Annotated in this window: 22 protein-coding genes; 13 read left to right on the top strand and 9 right to left on the bottom strand. The window is 73.6% G+C overall.

What is annotated here, in order from left to right:
• Positions 1-19 precede the first annotated feature (19 nt).
• A complete protein-coding gene (locus tag ACFVX6_RS12615; protein WP_389690584.1) occupies positions 20-1,405 on the bottom strand; it encodes a TfuA-like protein in 1,386 nt (461 codons plus the stop codon).
• Positions 1,402-2,589, bottom strand: coding sequence for a YcaO-like family protein (locus ACFVX6_RS12610; protein WP_389690582.1), 1,188 nt, complete (start codon positions 2,587-2,589; stop codon positions 1,402-1,404). Before ACFVX6_RS12610 ends, ACFVX6_RS12615 begins: the two co-directional genes overlap by 4 nt.
• Positions 2,590-2,858: 269 nt before the next feature.
• Between ACFVX6_RS12610 and ACFVX6_RS12605 the strand changes: the two genes are divergently transcribed.
• Positions 2,859-3,491 (top strand): hypothetical protein, encoded by a 633-nt coding sequence (locus ACFVX6_RS12605; protein WP_389690580.1) that lies wholly within the window; start codon positions 2,859-2,861, stop codon positions 3,489-3,491.
• Between the two features lie 22 nt (positions 3,492-3,513).
• On the opposite strand, the gene ACFVX6_RS12600 is transcribed toward ACFVX6_RS12605, so the two are convergent.
• The 4 genes from ACFVX6_RS12600 to ACFVX6_RS12585 all read right to left on the bottom strand — a co-directional run bounded on the left by ACFVX6_RS12600 (position 3,514) and on the right by ACFVX6_RS12585 (position 8,139).
• Positions 3,514-4,122 carry a DNA-binding response regulator gene (locus tag ACFVX6_RS12600; protein ID WP_250745316.1) on the bottom strand — a complete coding sequence of 203 codons (609 nt, stop codon included), beginning with the start codon at positions 4,120-4,122 and terminating at the stop codon, positions 3,514-3,516.
• 45 nt (positions 4,123-4,167) lie between these two features.
• Positions 4,168-5,403, bottom strand: a complete 1,236-nt coding sequence (locus ACFVX6_RS12595; RefSeq protein ID WP_389690578.1) for a sensor histidine kinase — start codon at positions 5,401-5,403, stop codon at positions 4,168-4,170.
• Positions 5,404-5,605: 202 nt separating this feature from the next.
• Positions 5,606-7,873, bottom strand: coding sequence for a TOMM precursor leader peptide-binding protein (locus ACFVX6_RS12590; RefSeq protein ID WP_389690576.1), 2,268 nt, complete (start codon positions 7,871-7,873; stop codon positions 5,606-5,608).
• Complete coding sequence (locus ACFVX6_RS12585; protein WP_389690574.1) at positions 7,870-8,139, bottom strand: hypothetical protein; 270 nt, start codon at positions 8,137-8,139, stop codon at positions 7,870-7,872. The genes ACFVX6_RS12590 and ACFVX6_RS12585 overlap by 4 nt, the downstream gene beginning before the upstream one ends.
• A gap of 238 nt (positions 8,140-8,377) precedes the next feature.
• Here ACFVX6_RS12585 and ACFVX6_RS12580 point away from each other — a divergent pair, with 238 nt between their 5' ends.
• Positions 8,378-9,205 (top strand): AfsR/SARP family transcriptional regulator, encoded by an 828-nt coding sequence (locus tag ACFVX6_RS12580; protein WP_250745320.1) that lies wholly within the window; start codon positions 8,378-8,380, stop codon positions 9,203-9,205.
• Positions 9,206-9,417: 212 nt separating this feature from the next.
• Here the strand turns inward: ACFVX6_RS12580 and ACFVX6_RS12575 are convergent, their stop codons facing one another.
• Positions 9,418-10,335, bottom strand: coding sequence for an aminotransferase class IV (locus tag ACFVX6_RS12575; protein WP_389690572.1), 918 nt, complete (start codon positions 10,333-10,335; stop codon positions 9,418-9,420).
• A complete protein-coding gene (gene pabB, locus ACFVX6_RS12570) occupies positions 10,332-12,512 on the bottom strand; it encodes an aminodeoxychorismate synthase component I (protein ID WP_389690684.1) in 2,181 nt (726 codons plus the stop codon). The genes ACFVX6_RS12575 and pabB overlap by 4 nt, the downstream gene beginning before the upstream one ends.
• A gap of 457 nt (positions 12,513-12,969) precedes the next feature.
• Between pabB and ACFVX6_RS12565 the strand changes: the two genes are divergently transcribed.
• Positions 12,970-14,406 carry a class I adenylate-forming enzyme family protein gene (locus tag ACFVX6_RS12565; RefSeq protein ID WP_389690570.1) on the top strand — a complete coding sequence of 479 codons (1,437 nt, stop codon included), beginning with the start codon at positions 12,970-12,972 and terminating at the stop codon, positions 14,404-14,406.
• A gap of 44 nt (positions 14,407-14,450) precedes the next feature.
• Here ACFVX6_RS12565 and ACFVX6_RS12560 read toward each other — a convergent pair whose 3' ends face one another.
• Positions 14,451-15,098 (bottom strand): 4'-phosphopantetheinyl transferase family protein, encoded by a 648-nt coding sequence (locus ACFVX6_RS12560; protein ID WP_389690568.1) that lies wholly within the window; start codon positions 15,096-15,098, stop codon positions 14,451-14,453.
• An 81-nt stretch (positions 15,099-15,179) separates the two neighbouring features.
• Between ACFVX6_RS12560 and ACFVX6_RS12555 the strand changes: the two genes are divergently transcribed.
• From ACFVX6_RS12555 to ACFVX6_RS12510, 10 genes are all read left to right on the top strand, one after another.
• On the top strand, positions 15,180-15,452 hold the full coding sequence (locus ACFVX6_RS12555) for an acyl carrier protein (RefSeq protein ID WP_389690566.1): 273 nt from the start codon (positions 15,180-15,182) through the stop codon (positions 15,450-15,452).
• Positions 15,449-15,706, top strand: coding sequence for an acyl carrier protein (locus ACFVX6_RS12550; protein WP_250745326.1), 258 nt, complete (start codon positions 15,449-15,451; stop codon positions 15,704-15,706). The genes ACFVX6_RS12555 and ACFVX6_RS12550 overlap by 4 nt, the downstream gene beginning before the upstream one ends.
• On the top strand, positions 15,703-16,857 hold the full coding sequence (locus ACFVX6_RS12545) for a beta-ketoacyl-[acyl-carrier-protein] synthase family protein (protein ID WP_389690564.1): 1,155 nt from the start codon (positions 15,703-15,705) through the stop codon (positions 16,855-16,857). Before ACFVX6_RS12550 ends, ACFVX6_RS12545 begins: the two co-directional genes overlap by 4 nt.
• Complete coding sequence (locus ACFVX6_RS12540) at positions 16,854-17,483, top strand: hypothetical protein (RefSeq protein ID WP_389690562.1); 630 nt, start codon at positions 16,854-16,856, stop codon at positions 17,481-17,483. Before ACFVX6_RS12545 ends, ACFVX6_RS12540 begins: the two co-directional genes overlap by 4 nt.
• Positions 17,480-18,745 (top strand): beta-ketoacyl-[acyl-carrier-protein] synthase family protein, encoded by a 1,266-nt coding sequence (locus tag ACFVX6_RS12535; RefSeq protein WP_389690560.1) that lies wholly within the window; start codon positions 17,480-17,482, stop codon positions 18,743-18,745. The genes ACFVX6_RS12540 and ACFVX6_RS12535 overlap by 4 nt, the downstream gene beginning before the upstream one ends.
• Positions 18,746-18,835: 90 nt before the next feature.
• Complete coding sequence (locus ACFVX6_RS12530; protein ID WP_389690558.1) at positions 18,836-19,441, top strand: L-2-amino-thiazoline-4-carboxylic acid hydrolase; 606 nt, start codon at positions 18,836-18,838, stop codon at positions 19,439-19,441.
• Positions 19,438-21,045, top strand: a complete 1,608-nt coding sequence (locus tag ACFVX6_RS12525) for an AMP-binding protein (protein ID WP_389690556.1) — start codon at positions 19,438-19,440, stop codon at positions 21,043-21,045. Before ACFVX6_RS12530 ends, ACFVX6_RS12525 begins: the two co-directional genes overlap by 4 nt.
• Complete coding sequence (locus ACFVX6_RS12520; protein ID WP_389690554.1) at positions 21,042-22,133, top strand: hypothetical protein; 1,092 nt, start codon at positions 21,042-21,044, stop codon at positions 22,131-22,133. The genes ACFVX6_RS12525 and ACFVX6_RS12520 overlap by 4 nt, the downstream gene beginning before the upstream one ends.
• A 17-nt stretch (positions 22,134-22,150) precedes the next feature.
• Positions 22,151-23,041, top strand: a complete 891-nt coding sequence (locus ACFVX6_RS12515; RefSeq protein WP_389690552.1) for a diiron oxygenase — start codon at positions 22,151-22,153, stop codon at positions 23,039-23,041.
• Positions 23,038-23,283, top strand: a complete 246-nt coding sequence (locus tag ACFVX6_RS12510) for an acyl carrier protein (protein ID WP_389690550.1) — start codon at positions 23,038-23,040, stop codon at positions 23,281-23,283. Before ACFVX6_RS12515 ends, ACFVX6_RS12510 begins: the two co-directional genes overlap by 4 nt.
• Position 23,284: the final 1 nt, after the last annotated feature.

Genomic DNA, 23,284 nt, shown 5'->3' with positions numbered 1-23,284 from the left:
GCGCCGCGCCCCCGTTCGGTCAGGGACGCGCCTGCGGGACGGGGACCGCCCGGGCCGCGCGCAGGGGCATGAACCGGCGGGCGGTCTCTTCCGCCTCGGCCAGCGAGGCGAATCCCCGGTCGCGGGCCGCCGCTTCCAGGGCAGCCGGGCTGCCGGAACCCCAGATCTCCCGGAGGTGCCCGCGGACCTCGCTCACCGGGATCCGGCGGGCGGCGCCCCCCGGTCCGCTCGCCGCTGCGGACTCGCCCAGCCGGTCGATGGCGGCGACCGCGTTGGTGCTCGCCGCCCACACCGCGTCCGCATGGCGCAGCTCCGCGGGCACCCCGTGGAAGGGGGCGTCTCCCGGTGCGCTGCGGAAGGAGCGGACGAGCAGGGTGAGCAGCCGGTGCCAGGGGGTTCCGGAGCGCCGCTCGCCGGGGGTCAGCCAGTGCTCCCACGCCTGGGCGGGGAGCAGGTCCGCGGTGATGCCCGCGCGTGCGGCGGACTCCAGCGCACAGGTCTCCAGCTCCGATTCCCCCGCCGGCAGGAGGTTCCCGGCGATCCGGTGCAGGGTGAAACCCCGGTAGCGGGCGGGGAAGTCGGGCGCGTAGAGCTGCTGGAAGCGGAGCACGTCGAGCTCCCGGACGGCCGGGTGGCGCGATGCTCCCGGTGTGGGCCGGAACGTGCTGCGCCATTGCGCGCGACGGCTCGTGGGCGTGAGGAACCAGGCGGGTACGAGCAGGGGCTCGGGTGCGGGCGGCGCGGCGGACGCGGGCGCTTCCTGGGCCAGCCAGGACAGGGCCAGCAGGGAGTCCACGCGCTGCAGATCGGTGGTGGAGCGGGTCCGCCGGGCGTACGCGCGCAGGGCCGCCGCGGCCTCGCCGGTCTCTTTCGCGTGCTCGCCGGCCAGCCGGATCAGCGCGGGCCAACAGCGCTCGGCGGAGTGCATCGAGCCGGCGAGATCGAGGAGGGTGTCGCCGGTGGCGGGGTTGAGGATCCGGTCGGTGACGGCGTTGGCGACCGTCCAGCGCACGGTGACCAGCGCGACGGTGGGGTGCCCGTGGGTGTGCGTGGGCCGGTGTGCGGCGACCTCGGCGTCGCCGTCCAGGGTGCCCTGGACGAACATGCCGAAGACGAGGCCGATGCCCCGCATGCCGTACGGCCACAACTCCGCGGCGCGCAGGGCGCCCAACCCGGCGGCGCCGACGACCGCGGTGCCGTCGGCGAGGAGGTCGAGGATCTCCTCGTGGGACACCGGGGTGCCGTGGCACTGGACGCCGTCGAGGAGGACGACGGTGTCCCCGGGGCCGGTGCCGAGGGCGAGCAGATCGCCGTGGCGGGCCGGCGGGTGGAGGACCGATCCGGGGTACGCGGCGCGGACCTCGTCGGCGCCGAGGGCGGCTCCGACGAACACGTGGGTGGTCATCGGCGCTCCCCGGGCAGGTGTACGGGGCCGGCGCCGGTGGCGGGGCTGGTGAGGCCCGCGGCGACGACCTTGACGACACGGAAGTCGGTTTCGGTGCTGAGGTCCACGGCCACCGGCCGGTGGCCGGTCACCGCGGTGACCAGGCCGGCGAGCCAGCGCATCTCGTCGGTGTCCTCGGCGAACTCGGCGGCGTGGGCGGCGGCTTCCCGCCAGTCGAGGAGTCGCCCCGCGGGCGCCCCGGCGGTGCGGGCGGCGCGCGGCGGCGTCGCGCGGGCCCGGGACGCCGTGGCCGGGCCGTCGCCCACCAGGGCGCGCAGCCGGTCGCGGGCGGCGCCGGTCAGCGCGCGGCCGAGGGCGATGCCGGGGTCGCTGTGCACGCCGACGGCGGTGACGGGCACGGGGAAGGACTTCGACCACAGGCCCACCGAGAAGCAGGGCAGCGCCCAGCGGTTGGCGCGGCGGGTGAGGGTGACGCGGACTCCGGCGGCGGCGAGGCGGGCGAGCACCTCGGCGCAGAGCGGGTCGTCCACGCCGGCCGGGTCGACGGGACCGGTGGTGTCGAGGCCGTCCGGGGCGGGGGAGGCCGGGGCCGGGGCGGCGGCCGGGGCGAGGGCGCAGTCCTGCTCGATGACCTTGTAGAGCGCGTGGACCACGGTCTCCTCGTAGCTGTTGCCGCCGGCCAGTCCGTCGGCCGTGGTGCGCAGCAGCGGGGGCAGCCACTCGGTGCCGGTTTCCTCGCCCGCGCGGACGCAGGCCCGGGGGGCGGGTACGGGGGCGCCGGTGACCAGGTCGGCGGCGATGACCCAGTCCAGGGGGGTGTGTTCGCTCAGCAGGCTGCCGGGCGGCAGGGGCAGGGCCCGTACGTCGTAGGGCAGGGCGAGCTCGCGCGCGGGTGTGCGCAGCACTTCGGCGGGCGGGCAGGCGTACTCGGCGTGCCAGAGCTCCACGGACTCCATGACGGCGGAGATCCGGGCGAGCAGGGGGGTGGCTCCGCGGCCGTAGGCGAGCGGCCGGGTCCGGGCGGCGGGCCGGACCGCGGCGACGACCGGGATGCCGAGGGTGTCGAGGCCGGTGACATCGGCGATCCGGGTGATCCCGAAGGAGTCGCGGAGCTCGTCGAGGCGGGCCCAGGTCTCCTCGGGGTGGCGGACCCGGTGTGTCCCGGCGAAGTGCACCTTCTTCACGCGTCGTCCTCCCCTGCCCCGTCCCGGAGGCCGTCGGTCGCCGTGTTCGCGGCTCCTGCTCCACCAGCGTGCGCGAGCGACGGCCAGGCGACCGGCAAGGGAACGGCAGAGGTTCGACACGGCTGATGAAAACCCCTTCCCCCCGGGGCCCACAGCGGGACAAGAGGGGTAGGCGGGGGCCGTACGGGACCGGGTTCCATCGCCGCTCTAGCGGCCTGTGCTGACAATGCACCGGTTATGCCGTGCAGGGAGCAGGAGGGGAGCCGCCGATGTCCCAGCGAGAGCGCGGCCGGCAGGTGACGGTCGTCGAGCGGATGACCACGACCGGGGATCCCTCCTCGTTCGAGCGGGCACTCGTCGGCTACGCGCGCCACCGGGAGTCCGCCAAGGGCTTCGAGGCGCTCGTGACGGCTGCCTGCCCGGAGCACCCCGGCAGCTACGTCCACCTCGACCAGTGGAGCACCCTGGACCGGCTGCTCCAGGCCTCGCACGAGGCCGGTCACGAGGACGGGCCGTCGCCGGTACGGCACCCCGGGCTCGGTCCGGGAACCACCTCCACCAGCGAACTGATGGTCACCGTCGGGCGGATGACGGTCGGAGGCGAGCTCTCGGACGCCGCCCACGTCGTGCTGGTCCGGGCCGTGCTCGACGGCCCGCCGAAGCAGTTCGAGCTCGACTTCGGCGCCCTGGTCGCGCAGTGCGTGTCGGACAGCGGTTTCGGCGGCAGCGATCTGCTCCGCTCGGCCGCCGACCCCCGGGTGTACCTGGGCGTGCTGTGGTGGCTGGACGCCGAGGCCTGTGCCCGGGTGCGCGCCGGCGACGGCTACCGGAACCGGCTGGCGGGGCTGTCCGCCGCGGCGGAGGTCAGCGAGGAGCCGACCCGGGTCCTGCGCGTGGCCTGAGCTCCCCTCCTGTGTCCGGCCGTTACGGGATCCAGCCCGCCTCCTCCGCGATGCGGATGGCGTCGATCCGGTTGCGGGCGTTGAGCTTGTCCACGATGGCCGTCAGGTAGTTCCGTACCGTGCCCTCGCTCAGGAAGAGCTGCTCGGCGATCTCACCGGCGTCGGCGCCCCGGGCGGCCAGCCTGAGCACCTGCGTCTCGCGCGGGGATATCGGATTGTCCAGGGCCTCCCAGGCGCTGAGGGCGAGATCGGGATCGATCACCCGCTGTCCGTTGGCCACGGCCCGTACGGCCTGGGCGAGCCGGGCCGGCGGGGAGTCCTTGAGCAGGAACCCCGAGACGCGGGCGGCCATCGCCCGGCGCAGGGTGCCGGGCCTGCCGAGGCTGGTGAGGATCAGCGTGCGGCAGGCGGGCAGGCGTTCGCGCAGTTCGGCGGCCGCGGTCAGCCCGTCCATTCCGGGCAGGTCGATGTCGATGATCGCCACGTCGGGGCGCGATTCGAGTGCGGAGGCCACGATGAGGTCACCGCGGTCCACGGAGGCGACCACCTGGAAGTCGGGTTCCAGTTCGAGTAGTGCGATGAGTGCGCCGCGGACCATGTGGACGTCCTCGGCAAGAAGCAGCGACAGCATGGTTGTTCCCCCGTATACCCCTCGTGCCGGTCGGCTCGCGCCGGTTCAGCCGGCTCGACGTTCCAGCGCCGCGACGGACGCTCTTCCTGCGCTCCCGTCGTACCCGCGTCCCTGTGGGCCGACGCTGTCCGGGGGGTCGGGGGCGACTGGCCTCATCGGCGCCCTCGCCGTCACCCGGAACCGGCCCTGCGGTTCGATGCCCGCGGTCAGCGTCCCGCCGATCGCAGTGAGCCTCGTGTCCAGGTTGCCCAGCCCGCTGCCCCGGTCCGCGGGGTCCGCGAGCCCGACGGCCACCACCCCGTCGTTCTCCATCACCAGTTCCACCATCTCCCCGTCGACCGCCGCCCTGATGGTGCAGGACTGCACCTTGCTGTGCCTGAGGATGTTGGTCACGCCCTCGCGCAGGGCGGTCGCCAGCACGGTGTCCACCAGCGGGTGGAGCCGCCCGCAGTCGATGTCGACCTCCGCCTCCACGCCGGCCGAGGCCATCACGTCGGCCACCGAGACGGCCTCCGCCGCCAGCGACATGTCGCGGTATCCGCGGGCGACCGCACGTACGTCGACGAGGGCCTGGCGGGACACCCCGAGCACGGAGACGACCTCTTCGCGTGCCCGCTCGGGGTTGTTGACGACGACCCGCTGGATCAGCTCGCACTTCAGCGAGATGGCCGAGAGGCTGTAACCGAGGAGGTCGTGCAGGTCCCGCGCGAACCTCAGTCGTTCCTGGATGACGGCCATCCGCGCCATCTCCGCACGGGCCTCGTGCACTTCGTTGACCAGGTCGGTCAGCCGGGTGAGGCCGTACACCACCAGTCCGGTCAGTGCGGTGGAGATGGTCGAGTACGCGAGGTCCAGCACGGTGCCGCCCTGGCCCACCGCCCACCACAGCACCACGCCCGAGATGGCCGCGAAGGAGGGCCAGGCGATCCTGGGCGGTGCGAGCAGCAGCACCGAGGCGCTCAGGGGGCCCGCCACGCTGCCCCACGCCACGTTCAGCCAGACCAGGGGCAGGAAGGTCAGGAATAACTGCACTCCCAGGGCCGCGCACTTGCGGCCGGTGGACCAGCGCCGGGCCTTCGGCGAGGTGAGGACCAGTTGGAGGCCGTAGAGGACCAGGACCGCCGCCGCGCAGACGAAGAGCTCGCGCCGCTGGTCGCGCAGCGCGTATTCGACGTTGAGCAGGGTGACGATTCCGTACCCGGACAGGACGGTGACCACGATGCCCTGCGCGAGGCGCGGGGCCAGCACGTCGGTGACCCGCCCGCGCTTGTCCGGATTCAAGCTTTCCGCTTGCTCGGTTCCCTGAGCTAGGTCGTTGTCCGCAGTCCGGAAACGGCCCGTCATATGCTCACTCCTCGGTAGGGAAAACGAGAGGGTCCGAGTCCGCACTATATGCCGAGCCCGCCGAAGATCGGAGAGGTAGCAGAGAGCTGATCTCCAAGGGGATCCGGAAGGGCATCCGGAAGGACAACTACTAGGGCATCTACAAGGGCAGCGGAACCCCGTTGAGTTCACGGAATGCGGTGGGGGTATTCCGCTGACCGAGACGCACCGGTACGTCGAAAAGGCGTCCGGGGGCGAACCTGGCGTAAAACGGGCGCAGTCCGGGCACCAGGGTCTTGACCACGGGTATGCCCACGTCGGGCCGGGTCTGGTCGAGGACCAGCAGCTCCATCCCGTGCGACTCCAGCAGGGTCCGCAGGTGCGTGACGTCGTCGAGGAGGTCCGCGTTGCGTCCGGCGTACCGCCAGGACGCGGGGGTCCGCCCGGTCTGCGCCGGGTCCGCGAAGAGCTGCGGCTGTCCGGGCAGGGCCGTACCGGAACCGCCGGGGGCGGGCAGCATCTGCACCATCTCGGTGAGCGCCCTGCGCAGCGCGAGCCGCGGGTCGAGGTGGGCTCCGAACCCGTAGACGAACTCCTCTTCGGGGCCGCCGGTGCGCCGGGAGACGGCCGCCACGACCGGGATTCCGAGGTCGGAGGTGAGGTCGAGGGCCCAGACCTGGTGGCCGGCCCGGTCGAGCGCCGATCTGGTGGCCGCCAGCCAGGGCTCGTCGAAGGAGTCGAGGTCGAGGCCGGGCAGGCTCAGCCGGTTGTACCACCACAGCGCCACGGCGTCCCGCTCGACGAGTTCGAGCACGCCCTGGACCACCGCGTCCTCGAGACTGCCGCCCGCGGCGTTGCCGTTGGAGTCGGCCCACAGGCCGTCCCGGGAGGCGCCCGCGCCCGTGTCGAAGTACAGGGTGGAGGTGGGCAGCAGCCGGTGGGCCCCGGCGGTGAGCGACCAGACGGGGGTCCACTCGGTCTCGGCTGCGGGGTCGAAGGGCCGGCTCACCCGGTGGAAGGGGGCCTGCAGGGCGTTCCAGCGCGCCCGGTCGGCGTACTGCCGCTCGTCGAACAGCTGGTACGCGTTGGGGTGGACGGCCGCGGCGCCCAGCCCGGCCAGCGACTCGCGGATGACCAGCTCGTCGCCCTGGCGGGCGGCGCTGTAACGTTCCGCCGCCTCGCAGAGCGCGCTCGCCCGGGCCTCGGTGGCGGTCGCCCCCTTGCCTCCGCTGCGGGCCCGCAGGACCTGGTGGACCCCGGCCAGCGAGTGCCCGCGCAGGGCGAGGTTGTGACCGGAGTCGTAGGCGTGCAGTCCGTCGGGCAGTCCCGGGACCGGGCGGACGTTCGTCACGATGCCGGTGACCGGGCTGATCAGATGGCGGTTCTCGATGAGGATGCCCTCGGCGCAGACGGCCCGGTCGTTGCTGCCGGTGCCCTCCGCCTTCGGCCGGGAGGCCAGGGCGAGGGGCCGCGCCGTCCGCCGGGCGACCAGCGAGGGGTCCCCGCAGTCGGGGCACTGCGGCCGGCGCAGCACGGTGTGGTGGGCGGTGCTCAGGTTGAGGCTGTCCAGGACGCACACCGACCGCTGCTCCGGGTAGCGCAGTCCCGCGAGCCACTTCGACAGCTCCAGCACGGCGCACTGCAGTCCCAGGGACCGTACGGCCGAGAGGGTCGGGGCGGGTCGCGGCGCCGGCCCGTCCAGGCCCAGGGCGCGCTGTACGGGGAGTTCCCCGGCGCGGTGCTCGGAGAGCCGGTGGGCCAGGCAGGACCAGCAGGGCCCGTCGGGTCCGTCGGTGGCCGGCGAGAAGAACGGGCCGGTCCAGGGATCGGCGCCGAACGGCCTGGCCAGCAGCCAGGACCGGCCCTGGCGGCGCAGCCGCTCGGAGACGGACCTCAGCCCGGGGTCCAGGTAGTCCGCGCACACCACCAGGGCCAGCGGGGTGTCGGCGTCCTCGTCCACGGCGTTGAGCCCGGAGGCGGCGCAGGCGGCCCGGACCTCGGCGGCGTTCACCCCGCCGACCGGGATCACGGCGACCGGCGCCGTGCGGACCTCGGCCGTCGCCTCGTACCCGTCGAGGCCTGCCCGGTCCCAGTAGGCCTGGGCCAGGGCGGTGTCCCCGCCGGCCGGGTCGGCGCCGGCGGTGTCGGCTCCGCCGTGTCGGTACCCGACCAGATTGGCCTGCGCGAGGCTCCGCAGCGCCCGCCCCACCTCGGCGACCGGCATGGTCGCCGAGGCGGCCCTGAGTAACGCGTCCAGGGTGTGGCTGCCGTCGAGCAGCGGGACCAGGCTCTCTATGCCGGCGCCGCGCAGGACGGTCACGCCCTGGTCGGACAGGACGAACGCGGCCTCGCCCGGGACCGCTTCGGCCCGCACGTGGCGCTTGAAGGCCACGAAGGGGCCCGCCTGGGGCTCCCGCGGGGGCGTCACGCCGCGACCTGGAGGTCGGCCTGGTCGGTGAGGTTGCCGCCGATGCAGGTGCCGCAGCGCAGGCAGCTGGACATCGAACCGGTGACGGCGCTCAGATCGTCGATGGAGAGGGTCGCACCGGCCGTCCAGTCCACTCCCTGGGCTTCGAGTCCGAACTCCAGCAGGACCCCGGCCGGGTCGGCGTCGAAGCGCTGTCCGAGCTTCGGTTCCAGAGCGGTACGGGCGGCGAGTTCCGCGAAACGGAAAAGTTCCTGGGCCACGTTCATGACATCCCCCTGAGACGAACGGTGCTGCGCTGGTGTCTGCTTGGGACGAGAGTCTGGAGGGGGACCTCACAGAACCGGCAGTGCCACGTTCACCGGCCGCGTATGACATTTTCATGATTCACCTCGTGCGCACCTCACTGGGCCGCCGGAGGCCTCTGCTGCGACGCTGTTTGCCTGACTCCAAAGGGGTCGTCGCACACTGTCCGGCGTCCGTGGCCCGATGAGGGAGAGCGCACAGATGGAGATCAAAGTACTCGGGTCGCTCACTGCCCAGGAGCGCGGCGTCTCGGTGGTTCCGACCGCTACGAAGCCCCGGCAACTGCTGGCCCTTCTCGCCCTGCACGCCGGCCGGGTCGTCACCGTGCCGACGCTGATGGAGGAGATCTGGGGCGAGGACATCCCCCGCAGCGCCACCACGACGCTGCAGACCTACATCCTCCAGCTGCGCCGGAAGATCGGCACCGCCCTGGAGCGGGACCCGGCGCTCGACGCCAAGGAGGTCCTCGTCACCCGGTTCGGCGGCTACCTGCTCCAGGTGCCTCCGGGCCAGGTCGACGCCCACGAGTTCGAGCGGCTCGCGGGGCAGGGCCGGGCGGCCTACGACATCGGCGACTACCGTGCCGCGTCCGACCTGCTCGGCCGCTCGCTCGCGCTGTGGCAGGGGCCGGCGCTGGTCGACGTACGCGCGGGATCGATCCTCGAGCTCGAGGTGCTCCAGCTCAACGAGGAGCGCACGGCCGCCCTGGAGCGGCGCATCGAGGCCGACATCCGGCTCGGGCGCTGCGCCGAGGTGATCCCCGAACTGCGAGTGCTGGCGGCCCGCCATCCCCTCCACGAGGGCTTCTGCGGGCAGCTGATGCGCGCCCTGCACCGCTCGGGCGGGGGCTGGCGTGCTCTCGAGGCCTACCAGAAGCTGCGGGCCTCGCTCGTACGCGAACTGGGGCTGGAGCCGTCCGCTCCGCTCCAGCAGTTGCACCAGGCCGTGCTCTCCGGCGATCTGGCCCGGACCGATCCGGCCGGCTCGACGATCCCCCGCCGGCTCCAGCCGATCGCGGCGGCCGAATAGCGGCGAAGCCGAAGCCGAAGCCGAATTCCCGGTCGGCTCCGACGGGAAAAGCAATTCGGCGCCCGCACCGATTGGTTCGGTCCTTTCCCCGGAATGGCGTCCGGCATCTGCGCCGGGCATGTGCGCGGCGGGAACCGCCGCCGTGGTCGTGGAGCGGCGGCGGTTCGCCGTGGCGGGATCACGCCGGGAGCGGGATTACGCCGGAAGCGGGCTCACGCCGGGAGCGGGGTCCGCAGCCCGTCCAGCCAGCTCTGCCACGCAGCGGCGTGCAGCGGGGCGCCGGCCGGAAGGGACCCGCCCGTCCAGGCGGTGACGGGGCGCAGGCCGTGGAGGGCGTTGACCACCCAGACCTCGCGTCCGGCCAGCGCGGACAGCCTGCGCCGGACGGGCCGTACGGTCACGCCCGTGCGCGCCGCCCGGTCGAGCAGCAGCGAGGCGGTGACCCCGGGGAGCACGGGGAGCTCGGCGGGCGGATGGCACAGGACGTCCTCCTCCCACCACAGGAGCGAGGAGTTGGCCGCTTCGAGCACCACTCCGTCCGCGGTGACCAGGAGCGCCTCGTCGGCGTCCGCGGCCGTGGCCCTGGAGCGGACGGCCGCCAGGGCGCCCAGGTCCGGCCCCTTGTGACGGGGCGTCCGGCGCGGGTCGCAGACGGCCAGTCCCCAGACCCTGGCCGTCGTGGAGCGCGCGGGCGCGGGGCGCAGCCGGTACAGCAGCCGGTGGCCGCCGGGCAGGGCCGTGTCCGGGGACGCGTCCGGGGACCCGGTTTCCAGCTCCACGCGCGGGAACCAGTGGCCGGCCTCGCGGGGCAGCAGGGCCGCCATCGCGGTCCAGAAGGTGTCCAGGAGTGCGACGGGCACGCCGGCAGTCTCGGTGCAGGTGGCGGTGAAGCGGCTGCGGTGCCGGTCCAGGGCGCGGACCCGGCCGTCGTCGACCAGCCAGGAGTCCGCGGCGAGGAGCGTGCCCGGGGCGTCCGTCGCGGGGACCTCGCGCAGGGCGCCGTACCGGGTGAGCGCGAAGAGGCGGTCGGCGCGGCCCGGCGCGGTGGGCGGGGGCTGCGGGCTCGGCGCCGTCGGTGCGGTGGGCCCCGTCGGTGCGGTGGGCCCCGTCGGGCCGGTTGGCCCGCTCAACGGGACACCGGGGGCGCGGCGGATGCCGCCGCTTCGCGGCCGGGGAAGCCCCTGCCGAGGAGGCGGAGCAGCGGGGTCGTCTTCGTGATGGTCTCCTCGTACTCGTCGGCGGGGTCGGAGAGCGCGACGATGGCGCCGCCGACTCCGTAGCGGATGCCCTCCTCCGTCACGACGGCGGTGCGGATGACGATGCTGAGGTCGGCGCCGCCGCACAGGGAGAAGTAGCCGATCGCTCCGGAGTACACGCCGCGCGGGCCCTCCTCCAGTTCGTCGATGATCTGCATCGTACGGATCTTGGGGGCGCCCGTCATCGAGCCGCCCGGGAACGCGGTGCGCACGCACTCCACGGCGCTCACTCCGGGGCGCAGGGTGGCCCGTACGGTGCTGACGAGCTGGTGGACCGTGGCGAAGGTCTCCACGTCGAACAGCTTGGGCACGTGGACCGAGCCGACCTCCGCGCACCGGCCGAGGTCGTTGCGGACCAGGTCGACGATCATCAGGTTCTCGGATCGGTCCTTCTCGTTGGTCCGCAGATCGGCCCGCAGCGCCTCGTCCTCCTGCGCGGTGGCGCCGCGCGGCCGGGTGCCCTTGATCGGCTTGGACTCGGCCAGCCCCTCGGCGGTGACGCGCAGGAACCGTTCCGGCGAGGTGCTGAGGACGGCGAGGTCCTCGAAGAGGAGCAGCGAGGCGAACGGCGCCGGGCTGGTGCGGCGCAGGAACCGGTACCCCTCCCAGGGGTCCACCTTCGCCTCGCTGTGCAGCTCGTTGGTGAGGCAGACCTCGTAGGTCTCGCCGGCGGCGATGTCCTCCTGGCTGCGCCGGATGCGGTCCAGGTAGGCGTCCCGGTCGTGGCGCAGGCTCAGATCGCCGGCGTCCACCGGCTGCGCGGGCACGTCGGCGTCCGCCGTCCGGCCGGCGTGGGCGCGCAGCCGGCCGGCGGTGGTGTGCAGCCACGCTCGGGCGGAGGCGTCGAGGGCGAGGGCCTCTGCGTCGGCGGCGGCGGCGGCGGATCCGGGGTCGGCGGGGGCCAGGGCGAGCAGGTGCGTGGTGCCGGTCAGGTGGTCGAAGGCCAGGGCGCGGGCCGCGAACACCATCGTGGCGTCGGGCTGCTGCGAGCGGTGGACGACCGGGCCCGCCCCGCACTGCGCCTTCAGTTCGTAGCCGAGGTACCCGACCCAGCCGAGGGCGAAGTTGCAGGGGTTCTCGGCCCGGTCGGGCAGGTCCACCCGCAGGGACTTCAGGTCCTCGTCGATCCAGTCGAAGAAGGGGCGCTGCGCGACCTGCGCGCTGCGGACGCCGTCCCGCTCGGACACGACGGTGACCGTGCCGGCCGCCACGTCGGCCGTGGCCACGCGGGCCAGGTCGCCCGAGGCGTCCCCCATGATCGAGAAGCGGCCCGTGGCGCCGTCGCTGCGGCTGCTGTCGAGCCAGAAGGCGTGGTTCCCGCCGCGCAGCAGCTCGTCGAAGACGATCTCGGGGTCCCATGCGGTGGGCAGCCGCTCGGTGAGGACGCGCAGGTGCCGGCTCGGGGCGGGGCGGGCGGGCGCGGCGGCGGGCGCGGCCGGTGCGAGCGGCCGCGCGCCGGGGTGCTCCTCCTGCCAGCGGGCCGTGAGCTCGCGGAAGTTGCGCATCATCAGCAGTCCGTGCTCGCTGCTGATGGATTCCGGGTGGAACTGCACGCCCCACAGCGGGCGCTCGCGGTGGCGCAGGCCCATGAGGATGCCGCCCGGCGCCCACGCGGTGGCCTCGAAGACGTCCGCGGGCAGGTCGGCCACGGTGAGGGAGTGGTAGCGCACGACGTCGAAGGGCGAGGGGATCCCGGCGAAGAGGTCCGTCCCGGAGTGCTCCACGGGGGAGACCCGTCCGTGCCGGGGTTCGGGGGCCCGCCGGACGGAGCCGCCGCCGAGGTGGGCTATGCCCTGGTGGCCGAGGCACACGCCGAGGACCGGGCGGTCCGCCGCGCGGACGATCTCGGTGCAGATGCCGAAGTCCTCCGGGCGCTCGGGGGTGCCGGGTCCGGGAGACAGGACGACGTTGTCGAACTCCTCCAGATGGCTGATTCTCCACCCCGGCTCATCGTTGCGGATGACGACGGGCTCCTGCCCGTTGGCCTCCGCCAGGAGGTGGAACAGATTGAAGGTGAAGGAGTCGTAATTATCCACCAGGAGAGTGCGCATGCTCACCTCACGAGGTCATGGAGGGACGGATTCGACAGCCGGATCCGATAGAAAGATCTGATGACTGAATTCCGGACGGACTACGCAGCCCGGGAAAGATCGCCTCGATGGCCCCCCGGATAAACCGGCGCCGCGCGCAGGCGCTACAGCCGGTCAATGCATACCGGCCCTGAGCTCCCGATTCCCCGCCAGGGAAATCGGGGAATGAATGATCTCCCCGTTCAACACGGGCAGACCCTACAGGGAGTCCCTGTTCAGTCAAACATTTTCCGCGTCCCGCAACCGCCCCCGCAAGGCAACTCGGCAGTAGGAATTCGCAATTCCGCAAGAATGCTGTCGCGCTTTGCATATGACGCTTGACAGTCCCCGAGGGGTCGTTTCTATTATGCGGAACTGCTGAGCCAGCCAGGGTGAATCAGCAGCACAACGGGGCAGTGCAACGGGGAGATGTTTGTTCGTGATCAGCGATTTCGGGGGCCCCGGGCCCGGGACGACCGATCCGCAGCAGCACGACGGAAGCTGGGTCGACGAGCTGCTCCTGCACGCCGGCCACGACGATGCCGAGCCTGCCGTGCACATCGGCGAACGGCTGGATCGCGCCGGTCTGCGCCGCGAGGTCGGGGCCCGCCACGCCGAGCTGGCGGAGGCCGGACTGCGCCGCGGCGGGTCGGTCGCCCTCCAGCTGCCGCCGTCCCTCGCGCTGCTCACCCACCTGCTGGCCGCCTGGCGGACCGGGGCCCAGGTGATCCTGCTCGACCACCGGCTGACCGCCCACGAGAGCGACCGTGCGCTGCGCCGGACGGCCCCTCAGCTCCTCGTCCGGCCGGCCGGGCCGGTGCGCCTCGGCGTCCTGCGCGGCTTCCACACGGTCGACGCCGTGGCCGAGCCGTACCCCGAGGGGCGCCCGGCCGCGAGCGGGCACGCGCTCGTCCAGCTCAGCTCGGGTTCCACCGGTCCCTCCAAGGTGATCGGGCGCACCGCCGCGGACCTCGGCGCCGAGGTCCACCGCTACACCCTGATCCCCGGCATGCCCCGGCGGGGCGACCGCATCGTGGTCCTCAACTCCCTGATCCACGCGATGGGGTTGATGGCGGGGGTCCTGCACAGCCTGCACGCGGGCGTCGAGATCGTGCTGCCGGAGCGGATGAGCGCCGACGGCATCCTCGCCGCCGTGGCCGCGCGGACGGCGCCGACCGTGATCACGGGCGTGCCGTTCCACGCGCAGCTGTTGGCCTCGGTCTCCGCTCCCCCGCCGCTGCCGCACCTGGTCGGGGCCATATCCGCCGGCGAGTCGGTGCGGCCCGGGGTCGCCGAGGCCTTCGCCGCGCGGTACTCCGTACCGCTGGGCGAGGTGTACGGGATGACGGAGACGGGCGTGATCGCGGCCGACCTGTCCGGGGCCTCCCGGCCGGCCACGGGGCGTACGGCTCCGGGCATCGAGGCGAAGGTCGTGGACGGCGAACTGCTGGTACGCCGGGACGCCAGCCCGTACCTCGGTGCGGCAGGCCCGGACCGCTGGGCGGACGGCTGGCTGCGCACCCGCGACGCCGGGACGCTCGACCCGGAGACCGGGCTGCTCGCCATCGTGGGCCGGCTGGACTCCCAGGTGTCGGTCGGCGGGCTCAAGGTCGACCTCACCGAGGTCGAGTGGACCCTGTCGGAACTGCCCGGCGTCCGCGAGGCGGTGGTGGTCCACGACGGGGCCATCGAGGCGTACGCGGTCCTCGACGAGGAGGTCACGGCGCGGGCCGTGGAGAGCCTGCTCGCCGAGCGGGTGGCCGGCTTCAAGCTGCCGCGCCGCATCCACGTGCTGACCGCCCTGCCCCGGACGACCACCGGGAAGCCGGTACGGGACCCGGCCGCGCTGCGGGCTGCCGCCCTGGAACGGGTGTGATCACCGTGGCGCCTTACGGGAACCCGAGCGCGCCGCTGGGGAGTTCAGCCGTCCACGCGGGTGACCGACACCGGAGCGCCCTCCGTTCCCGGGCCGCCGGCCACGCACAGCACGTAGCCCTCGGGGCCGCCGGGGACGGCGCTGGTCAGGCCCGCGCCCGGGAAGATCTCCCGCAGGGTCACCGGATGCCCGGCGGGCTCCGGCGGCAGGCCGGAGGCGGGCAGCGGAACCGGCCGCAGCCGGCCTCCGCCGGCCAGCCCGGTGCCGACCGCCTTGCCCAGTGCCTCCTTGTGCGTCCAGACCCACAGCAGGGCGCGGGCCCGCAGGGCGGGTGCATGGCCTTCGATCCAGCGGACGTCCTCTTCGGCGAACCAGCGCCGGGCGAGGGCCACCGCCGGGAGCTCGCGGGCCGGCTCCACGTCCACGCCCACGTCTCCGCCGGTGCAGACCGCGACCGCGGTCAGACCGCGGGTGTGGCTCACGCTCACGTTCACCCGTACCGGCGGCCGCGATCCGCGGTCCGTGGCGCCGGGCCGTGACACCACGTACGGCCGTCCGCCCGGTTCGCGGGCCACGGTCAGGCCCTCGGGCCCGACGCCCAGTACCGCCGCCGCGGCCCGCCGCAGCAGCGCGTGCGCGTGCTTGCGCTGGTCACCGACCGGGACCGCGAGCCACACCTCTACACGGGACACCGACACCGACACCCCCACTCGTCCCCGGTGCCCGGCCACGTCCTGAACACCCATACGAACACTGATCCAAGGAGCCAGTTCATGAGCACCCCTGTGCGCGCATTCGTAGTGAACACCCTCGAAACCATGAACCTCGACACCGCCGGGGTCACGGACGCCACCCCCATAGGCGACGACGGCCTGGAGCTGGAGTCGCTCACCACCGCCGAACTCGTCATGCAGGTCGAGGAGGAGTACGGGGTCAAGTTCTCCGACGAGGACGTCGAGGCCCTGCAGACCATGACCATCGGCGAGTTCGTCTCCCAGGTCGAGCAGCGCAGGACCCAGGTCACGGCCCAGGCTGGCTCGGCGTGAGCGGCCGGTCCCCCGCCCCCGGCCGCCCGGAGGTGATCGCCCTGCTGGCCCAGCACGACGAGTGCGCCCCGGGCGACGTGGGCGAGCGGATCGACTCCCTGCAGCTGGCCTGGCTGGTGCACGTGGTCGAGGAGCGGTACGGCATCCGGATCGACCTCGACGAGGAGCTGGAGGCCATGGACACGGTCGACGGCGCCGTCGCGGTGCTGGCCGGCGCCCTGGCCGCTCCCGTGCCGGGCGGGAGCGGTTCGTGACCGGGGCGGACCGGGCCGACCGGGCGGACCGGGCGGTCGTCATCACCGGGCTCGGCGTCACCAGCGCCTTCGGCCGCGGCGAGGAGGCCCTCGGGCGGGGACTGGCCGCCTCCCGGGCGGCGTTCGGACCGGTCGGGCGGTTCGCCACGGACCGGTACCGCACGGGCGTCGCCGCCGTACTGCCGGGCTCGCCCGACCTGGACGAGGAGCTGCGCCGGGTCGTGGAGGAGGCCTGCGAGCAGGCCGGCCTGTCTCCGGCGGAGCGGGCGCAGGCTCCGCTCCTGCTGGGCCGGCACGCCGATCCGGCCGTGGCCCGCGGGCCGCTGGCCGTCCAGGGCAAGTCGGCGATCTCGGACACCGCGGCCGCCCTGGCGCGGGCCTGCGGGCTGCTCGGCGCGGCCCGGACCTACACCAACGCCTGTGTAGCCGCCAGTACGGCGGTCTTCGAGGCGGCCGTACGGATCCGAACCGGCCGGGAGGACCGCGTGGTCGTCTCAGCGGGCTACCTCGTGGACGAGGACAACTTCGCGCTGTTCTCCGCCGGCCGGGCGCTCTCCCCGGACGGCGTCCTGCGCTCCTTCAGCTCCGGCCGGAAGGGCCTGCTGCTCGGCGACGGCGTCGGCGCGGTGGTCCTGGAGTCCGCGGAGGCCGCCGCCGCGCGCGGTGCCCGGCCGCTCGCCGTCCTGTCCGGCTGGGGCCTGGCCGGCGACGCCCACCACGTGTGCCGGCCGCACCCCGAGGGCCTGGGGATGGCGCGGGCCATCGGCGCCGCGCTGGACCGGGCCGGGCTGACGCCCGCGGACATCGGCTACGTCAACGCCCACGGCACCGGCACGCCCGCCAACGACTCCTCGGAGAGCGCCGCCCTGCGCCTCGCCCTCGGGCACGCGGTCGACAGCACCCCGGTGAGCTCCACGAAGTCCCTCCACGGGCACTCCCTGGAGGCGTCCGGAATGCTCGAACTCGCCGTCACCCTGCTGGTCCTGCGCAGTGGGGAACTCCCCGTGAACGCGGGCCACTTGGGGCTCGACGACGACTGCCGCCTGGACCTGGTCCTCGGCTCGCCCCGCCGGGTCTCCCCCCGGCACGTCCTCAGCCTGAACGCCGCTTTCGGCGGGGCCAACACCGCATTGGTGGTGAGCGCGCCATGACCACGTCCCCGACCCTTTCCCCGACCCTCTCCACCCTCCCCGCGGCTGCCGCGGAGGTCCTCGCGGAGGGCGTCTGGCCCGCCCCGGGCGACCCGGCACTGCCGGTGCCGCTGGCCGGTTTCGCCGTCTCCTCCTTCAGCCCGATGGCCTCGGCCGCCGCCGACCGCTGCCTGGAGCAGGTGTACGGGACTCCCGGCGGGGCGGAGCCCGGCGCGGAGGAGTCCGTACGACGGGCCGGGCGTACGGCGATCGTGCTGGCCTCCCGGGGCGGGGACCTGGAGACGCACACGGCGACCGCGGTCGCCGTGGACGCCTGCCGGCCCGCGGCTCCCCTGCTGTTCTTCCAGTCCGTGCCCAACGCGGTGGTCGGTCACATCGCCAAGCGCTGGGGGCTCGCCGGTCCGGTGATCTGCTTCAGCCCCGATGCGGCGACCGCCGATCCGCTGGGCGAAGCCCTGGACGTCACCCGCTCCCTGGTCGACGGGGGCGATGCCGACGAGGCGCTGCTGCTGCTCGTGGAGCAGGTCGGCCCGGACGGCGGGCCCGCGAGCGCCCGCGCCCTGCTCGTACGGCCCGCGCGGGACGTCGCTCCGGATGCCTCGCCGTTCGCCGGGGAGGAGTCGTGAGGAGCGGGCTCCGGGAGCAGTACGACGTCTGGGTCACCGGGATCGGACTGGTCACCCCGCTCGGGATCGGCGTACCGGCCTTCGTGGACGGGCTCGCGGCCCAGCGCTCCGGGCTGCGCCGGCTGGAGGGCGAGGCGTGGGCCGCGACCGGCGCCGACGTGGCCGGGGTGGCCCCCGAGATCTCCGCCCTGGACCTGCTGCCGCGTGCCGAGGCGCGGTCGGTCGACCGGTTCGTGCTCATGGCGCTGGCCGCCGCCGACGAGGCCCTCGGCGACGCCAAGCTGACGGTGGGCCAGGACGTGGCGGCGGACCGGGTGGCGGTGGTGGTCTCCACCGGCGCCGGCGGGCTCGCGACGTACGAGGAGCAGGCCGTGGCCCGCGCCTCCCGGGGCCGGGCCGCGGTCAGCCCGTACCTCCTTCCCGGCATGCTGCCCAACATGGCGGCGGCCCGCATCGCCATCCGCCACGGCGTCCGCGGACTCAGCAGCTCCATCGCCACGGCCTGCGCGGCGGGAGCGATGTCGGTGGCCGAGGGACTGCGGCTGATCCGCGAGGGCACCGCGGACGTGGTGATCTGCGGGGGCACCGACACCGCGCTCGCCCCCTCCGTGGCCACCTCCTTCGGCAACGCCCGCGCGCTGGCCCGCGCCGGGACGGGTGATCCGGCGGCGGCCAGCCGCCCGTTCGACCTGGACCGGAGCGGTTTCGTCCTCGCCGAGGGCGCCGGGGTCCTCGTCCTGGAGCGGGCCGCCCACGCCCGCGCCCGCTCGGCGCACGCCTACGGGCGGGTCCTGGGCTGGGGCGCGACCAGCGACGCCCACCACCCGACCTCGCCCCGGCCCGACGGCGAGGGCGCGGCGGACGCCATGCGCCGCGCGCTGGCGGACGCGGGGCTGGCCCCCCGGGACATCGGCTACGTCAACGCCCACGGGACGGGCACCAAGGTGGGCGACCTGGCCGAAGCACGGGCCGTCCGCTCGGTGTTCGGCGAGGACGGGCCGCCGGTCAGCTCGGTCAAGGGCGCCATCGGCCACCTCCTGGGCGCGGCGGGCGCGGTGGAGGCGGCGGCGACCGTACTCGCCCTGCACCACCGGAGCCTGCCGGCGACGGCCAACCTCGACCGGCCGGACCCGGCCTGCGCGCTCGACCACGTCCGCGGCGCGCCCCGCGCGGCGGCGCCCGAGGCCGCGGTGTCCAACTCCTTCGCCTTCGGCGGCCACAACGTGAGCCTCGTGCTCGGCAGGGCCCCGGGGGCGGTCTGACCCGCCCGGCACCGTTCCCCTCACCGGAACCACCGCACCGGAACCACCGCACCAGCCGAATCCCCCTCCCACCCGAAGGACGAGGACACCGTGACCAGTTCCGCCTCCCAGGCACCCGGACCGGCAGGCCCCGGCGAGCCCTCCGCCGACCTGCTGCGCCAGTTCTGGTGGCTGCACGACGCCCGCTGGTACCAGGGGGTCGCGCGGCGGTTCGGCCAGGACGCGGCGAACGAGGTCAACGCGGAGGCGATGCAGTTCGTCACCCGGCGGATCGCCTCCGCCTACGCGCGGGAAGAGGGGCTGGGCCCGGGGCTCTCCGCCGCCGAGCTGGCCACTGCACTGACCGGCATCTCGGAGCTGATGACCGGGGACGCCGTGGAGGCCTCCAACAAGGTCACCGGCGAGGAGTCCTTCGAGACGGCGGTCACCCGCAACTTCGCCCTGGAGATGCTCGCGCGCGCCGGGACGCTGGAGGGCTACGAGTGCCCGTGCCCGCAGATGCGGGCGGGCTGGTTCGAGGGGCTGAAGACGGAGGTCAGCGATCACCGCGTGGAGTGCCTGCGCACCGGCGGCTCCGCCTGCCGTTTCCGTACGAGCACGGCGTCCGGCGCGGCCGCCGCCTCGAGCGCCCCTGCGTCCGCCACGACCACCGCCGCTGCTGCCACCACCACCGTCCCCGGGAAGGAGACCCCGTGACCACGCCCGACTCCGGCGCCCCCGCCGCGTACGTCACCAGCGCCATCGAGCAGTTCGCCGCCCGCGGCGAGCGCATCGCGCTGATCCACGGCGAGCGGTCCATGACCTTCGCCGGGCTGCTCTCGCTGGCCTACCGGACGGCCCGGGTCCTGCGGGACGCGGGCCTGGGCCGCGGGGACCGGCTCGTCCTGCTGGCCGCCAACCCGATCGAGATGTCGGCGGTGGGCCTGGCCGCGCACCTCCTCGGCATCAGCTACACCCCGGTGTACGCGGCCGGCGGCGAGCAGGTCGCCGAGCACATCCTGCGCGACGCCGCCCCCGCGGCCGTGATCCTCGCCTGCGCCGGGCCGATCCTGCCGGGGCACCGCATGGCCGAACTCGCCCGCGCGGCCGGGGTGAAGCTGCTGTTCGGGCTCGGTCCCGGCCCGGACCCGGAGGTGACCGACCTGCTCGCCGAGGCCGCCCTCCGGTCGGACGCCCCGCTGCCGGTGGCGGCCCGCGAGGACGACGTCGCCCGGGTGCTGTACACCGGCGGCACCACCGGCCTGCCCAAGGGGGTCGTGTACACCTTCGGCGCGCTGACCGCGGCCGCCGGCGCCTGGGCGGGCGCGGCCCCGCCGCCGGGGCTGCGGTTCCTGGCCATGACCCCGATGGCGCACGCCGCGGGTGCGATCGCCTGCGGTCTGCTGCGCCACCACGTGAGCGTCGAGCTGTTCGACGAGTTCGACGCGGAGGTGCTGCTGGTGCGGATCGCCGAGGCCTCCGCCGAGCACCGGCCGGTCACCACGTACCTCTACCCGCCGTACCTGTACCGGCTGCTGGACCACCCCGACCTGGCGGACACCGACCTCTCCGGGCTCGCGGCCGTCAGCTACGGCAGCGCGCCCGTGACCCCGCACCGGCTCGCCCAGGCGGTCCGCAGCCTCGGCCCCCGGCTGCGGCAGAGCTACGCCCTGACCGAGGCCATCGCCATCACCAGCCTGGGTCCCGAGGACCACGCGGCGGCCGCCGCGTCCCGGCCCGAGCTGTTCGGCTCGGTCGGCCGCGCGGTGCCCGGGGTGTCCCTCCGGGTCACGGGCGGGGACGGCAGCGCGCTGGGGCCCCGTACGGAAGGAGCGGTCGAGGTGTCCGGGCCCACCGTGATGGCGGGCTACTGGCAGCGGCCCGACCTGAGCGCAGAGGTGCTGCGGGACGGCTGGCTGAGCACCGGCGACCTCGGGGTGATCGACGAGGACGGCTACCTGTACCTGACCGGGCGGGCGAAGGACCTGGTCATCGTGGACGGGACCAACTGCTATCCGCAGGCCGTCGAGAACGTGCTGACGGCCCATCCGGACATCCGGCGCGCCGCCGTCATCGGGGTGCCCGACCCGCGCACGGGCGAGGCCCTGGTCGCCGTCTGCGTCGCGGGGGAGGACGACCGGCCCGGCCTCGTGGAGGAACTGCGCGCCTCGGTGCGCGGCGCCCTGGGCGCGGCGCACGTGCCCGGACGGTTCGAGTTCGTCACGGGCATCCCCACGGCCTCGTACGGAAAGCCCGACAAGGCGGCGCTGCGGGCCCGCTTCTCGCCCCTGAACCTGACGTCCTCCGGGAGCAACGGATGAACATCGAAGCCAAACCGTGGACCCGCCCCGCCGCGCCGCGGGGCCCGGAGGGCTGGCTCGAGTCCCTCCGCGACCTGCTGGTGATCCCGCCGGAGCTGCGCGACGAGTGGGTGGAGCGGGACGCCGCGCTCGAACTGCTCCAGTGCGGGCCGGAGATCCTCGACGAGCTGCTGCGCGCCGGCCTGCCGCACGGCGGGACACCGGGGGCCGAACGCTTCGACCGCTTCGACCTGGTGAACCTCGCGCTCTACTCCGGGTCCGGGACCTCCGTGCCCGAGAAGACGATGCGCTACGCCCTGCGCTGGATGCACGCCGATCCGCAGTCGCTGTTCCGGCCCCAGCGCTGGAACTACTCCGTCGCGCTGACCCCGCCGGCCGCCCACGGCCATGGCGACCCGGAGCGCACCGACTGGAACCTGGCCACGCCCCACCCGGAACTGAGCGGCGGCTGGACGGAGTCCCTGTCGATCGGGCCCGAGGGGGCCTCGCTCGGGGAGAAGGACATCACCGCGAGCGGCACGTCCGGGCTCACCGCCTCCGGGGTGCTGGTGACCTCCGGGGAGCGGCGCGGGATCGTCTCGGAGCGACTGCGCGAGATCGTGACCTCGTACGGCCCCGACCGGTTCCGCTGGGGCCGGATGCCCGAGGAACTCCAGTGGCGCAAGGACGAGGTGCTGGCCCAGGGCTACGCCCCCTGCATCTCCGTCTGCCTGGAGCTGGCCGAGCGGTGCCGGGAAGCCGGCTTCGAGGCCCGTACCCGGCGCGGCTGGATCATGGGGATGCTCGACCTCGCCCATTCGTGGCTGGAGGTCGTGGACGAGGACGGCCTGGTCAAGAACGTGGACCCGGCCTTCGTCATCCTGGCCGACCACCACGCCGAGGCCCCGCACCCGGACATCGCGGAGGCCTTCACCGGCTCGCTGCTGAACCGGCTGCTGCCCACGGAACACCATGCGGACGAACCGGTGAACGGGTACCGCCGCGGCGGACTGTTCGCCCACCCGCGCCACCAGACCGACATCCAGCTCTCGGCGGAGCAGCCCGCTCCGCGCGAGACGGCCGGGGCCGGCAACGGCTCCGGCAACTGAGAGAGGAAAAGGATCCGATGAGCACGCCCGTGCTGCAGGCCGACGCGCAGTTGCAGTCCATACTCGACCGGCTCGTGTCGATGTCCGAGCGCGACCACTACGACCCGTACACGATGTTCGACTGGCCGGAGACGCTGCCCGAGGACCAGTACTGGATGACTCCGGAGCTGCTGTCCATCCACGGGACCAAGGTGGCCGAGTCGTTCACCGAGGAGCAAAAGTGGGCGATCAGCAAGTGGGAGAGCGTCAACTTCTACAGCCTGAACGTCGACGGCATCCGTGAGCTGATCACCGAGATCATCGCGCGGATCCACACGAAGGACTTCGCCCTCTCCTCCGAGTACTTCCACCACATGATCGGCGAGGAGAACTCGCACATGTGGTTCTTCGCCCGGTTCTGCCTGCTGTACGGCGGCAAGGTCTACCCGGACAAGGGCGTCCAGCTGGAGATGAAGTCCGAGGGCGAGTCCGCCCACTTCCTCGTCTTCGCGCGGCTCCTGCTCTTCGAAGAGGTCGTCGACTTCTTCAACAAGCGGATGGGCGACGACGACCGGCTGCACCCCACGATCCGCAAGATCAACGCGATCCACCACCAGGACGAGTCCCGGCACGTCGCCTTCGGCCGGCAGATCGTCTCGCACCTGCACCGTCAGCTGCGGGAGCAGCTGAGCACGGAGGAGCTGGCCGAGCTGGAGCTGTACCTCAAGCGGTACCTGCGCAAGTCCGTGGACGGCCTGGTGAACCCGGCGGCCTTCAAGGACGCGGGCATCCCGAACCCCTACCAGGTGCGCAACGAGGTGCTGGCCGACCCGGCCTTCCACGAGCTGGAGCGCAAGATGCTCAAGCGCTCGATGAGCTTCCTCGTGAACGAGGGCATCTTCACCGACGACGTTCTGCCGCGCTCATGAGCACCGTCACCGGCTTCGACGCCGTGATCCAGTACCTGCTGACCAAGCGGCCGGACCTGACCTCGATCGATCCGGACCTCGACCTGGTCGAGAACCGGATCCTCGACTCCCTCGGCTTCGTCAACTTCCTCTACGTACTGGAAGAGCAGACGGGTGAAGAGATCTTGATGGAGAACGTGACTCCGTCGGATTTTCGTACGATCAACTCGATTCGAAAGAGGTTCTTCCATGAGTCTGCGTAGT

Origin of the sequence: Streptomyces sp. NPDC058289 (assembly GCF_042880975.1) — a bacterium.
In the GTDB taxonomy this organism is placed as follows: Bacteria; Actinomycetota; Actinomycetes; order Streptomycetales; family Streptomycetaceae; genus Streptomyces; species Streptomyces stoeckheimensis.
Note: the sequence above shows the minus strand (reverse complement) of the source record. Positions and strands in the feature narration are given on the sequence as shown.

What these genes read in the sequence shown, in the direction of transcription:
- ACFVX6_RS12515 (WP_389690552.1), top strand. Translation starts at nt 22,151, where the DNA reads ATGAGCACGCCCGTGCTGCAGGCCGACGCGCAGTTGCAGTCCATACTC.
- ACFVX6_RS12555 (WP_389690566.1), top strand. Translation starts at nt 15,180, where the DNA reads ATGAGCACCCCTGTGCGCGCATTCGTAGTGAACACCCTCGAAACCATG.
- ACFVX6_RS12580 (WP_250745320.1), top strand. Translation starts at nt 8,378, where the DNA reads ATGGAGATCAAAGTACTCGGGTCGCTCACTGCCCAGGAGCGCGGCGTC.
- pabB (WP_389690684.1), bottom strand. Translation starts at nt 12,512, where the DNA reads ATGCGCACTCTCCTGGTGGATAATTACGACTCCTTCACCTTCAATCTG.
- ACFVX6_RS12520 (WP_389690554.1), top strand. Translation starts at nt 21,042, where the DNA reads ATGAACATCGAAGCCAAACCGTGGACCCGCCCCGCCGCGCCGCGGGGC.
- ACFVX6_RS12600 (WP_250745316.1), bottom strand. Translation starts at nt 4,122, where the DNA reads ATGCTGTCGCTGCTTCTTGCCGAGGACGTCCACATGGTCCGCGGCGCA.
- ACFVX6_RS12615 (WP_389690584.1), bottom strand. Translation starts at nt 1,405, where the DNA reads ATGACCACCCACGTGTTCGTCGGAGCCGCCCTCGGCGCCGACGAGGTC.
- ACFVX6_RS12540 (WP_389690562.1), top strand. Translation starts at nt 16,854, where the DNA reads ATGACCACGTCCCCGACCCTTTCCCCGACCCTCTCCACCCTCCCCGCG.
- ACFVX6_RS12605 (WP_389690580.1), top strand. Translation starts at nt 2,859, where the DNA reads ATGTCCCAGCGAGAGCGCGGCCGGCAGGTGACGGTCGTCGAGCGGATG.
- ACFVX6_RS12585 (WP_389690574.1), bottom strand. Translation starts at nt 8,139, where the DNA reads ATGAACGTGGCCCAGGAACTTTTCCGTTTCGCGGAACTCGCCGCCCGT.
- ACFVX6_RS12510 (WP_389690550.1), top strand. Translation starts at nt 23,038, where the DNA reads ATGAGCACCGTCACCGGCTTCGACGCCGTGATCCAGTACCTGCTGACC.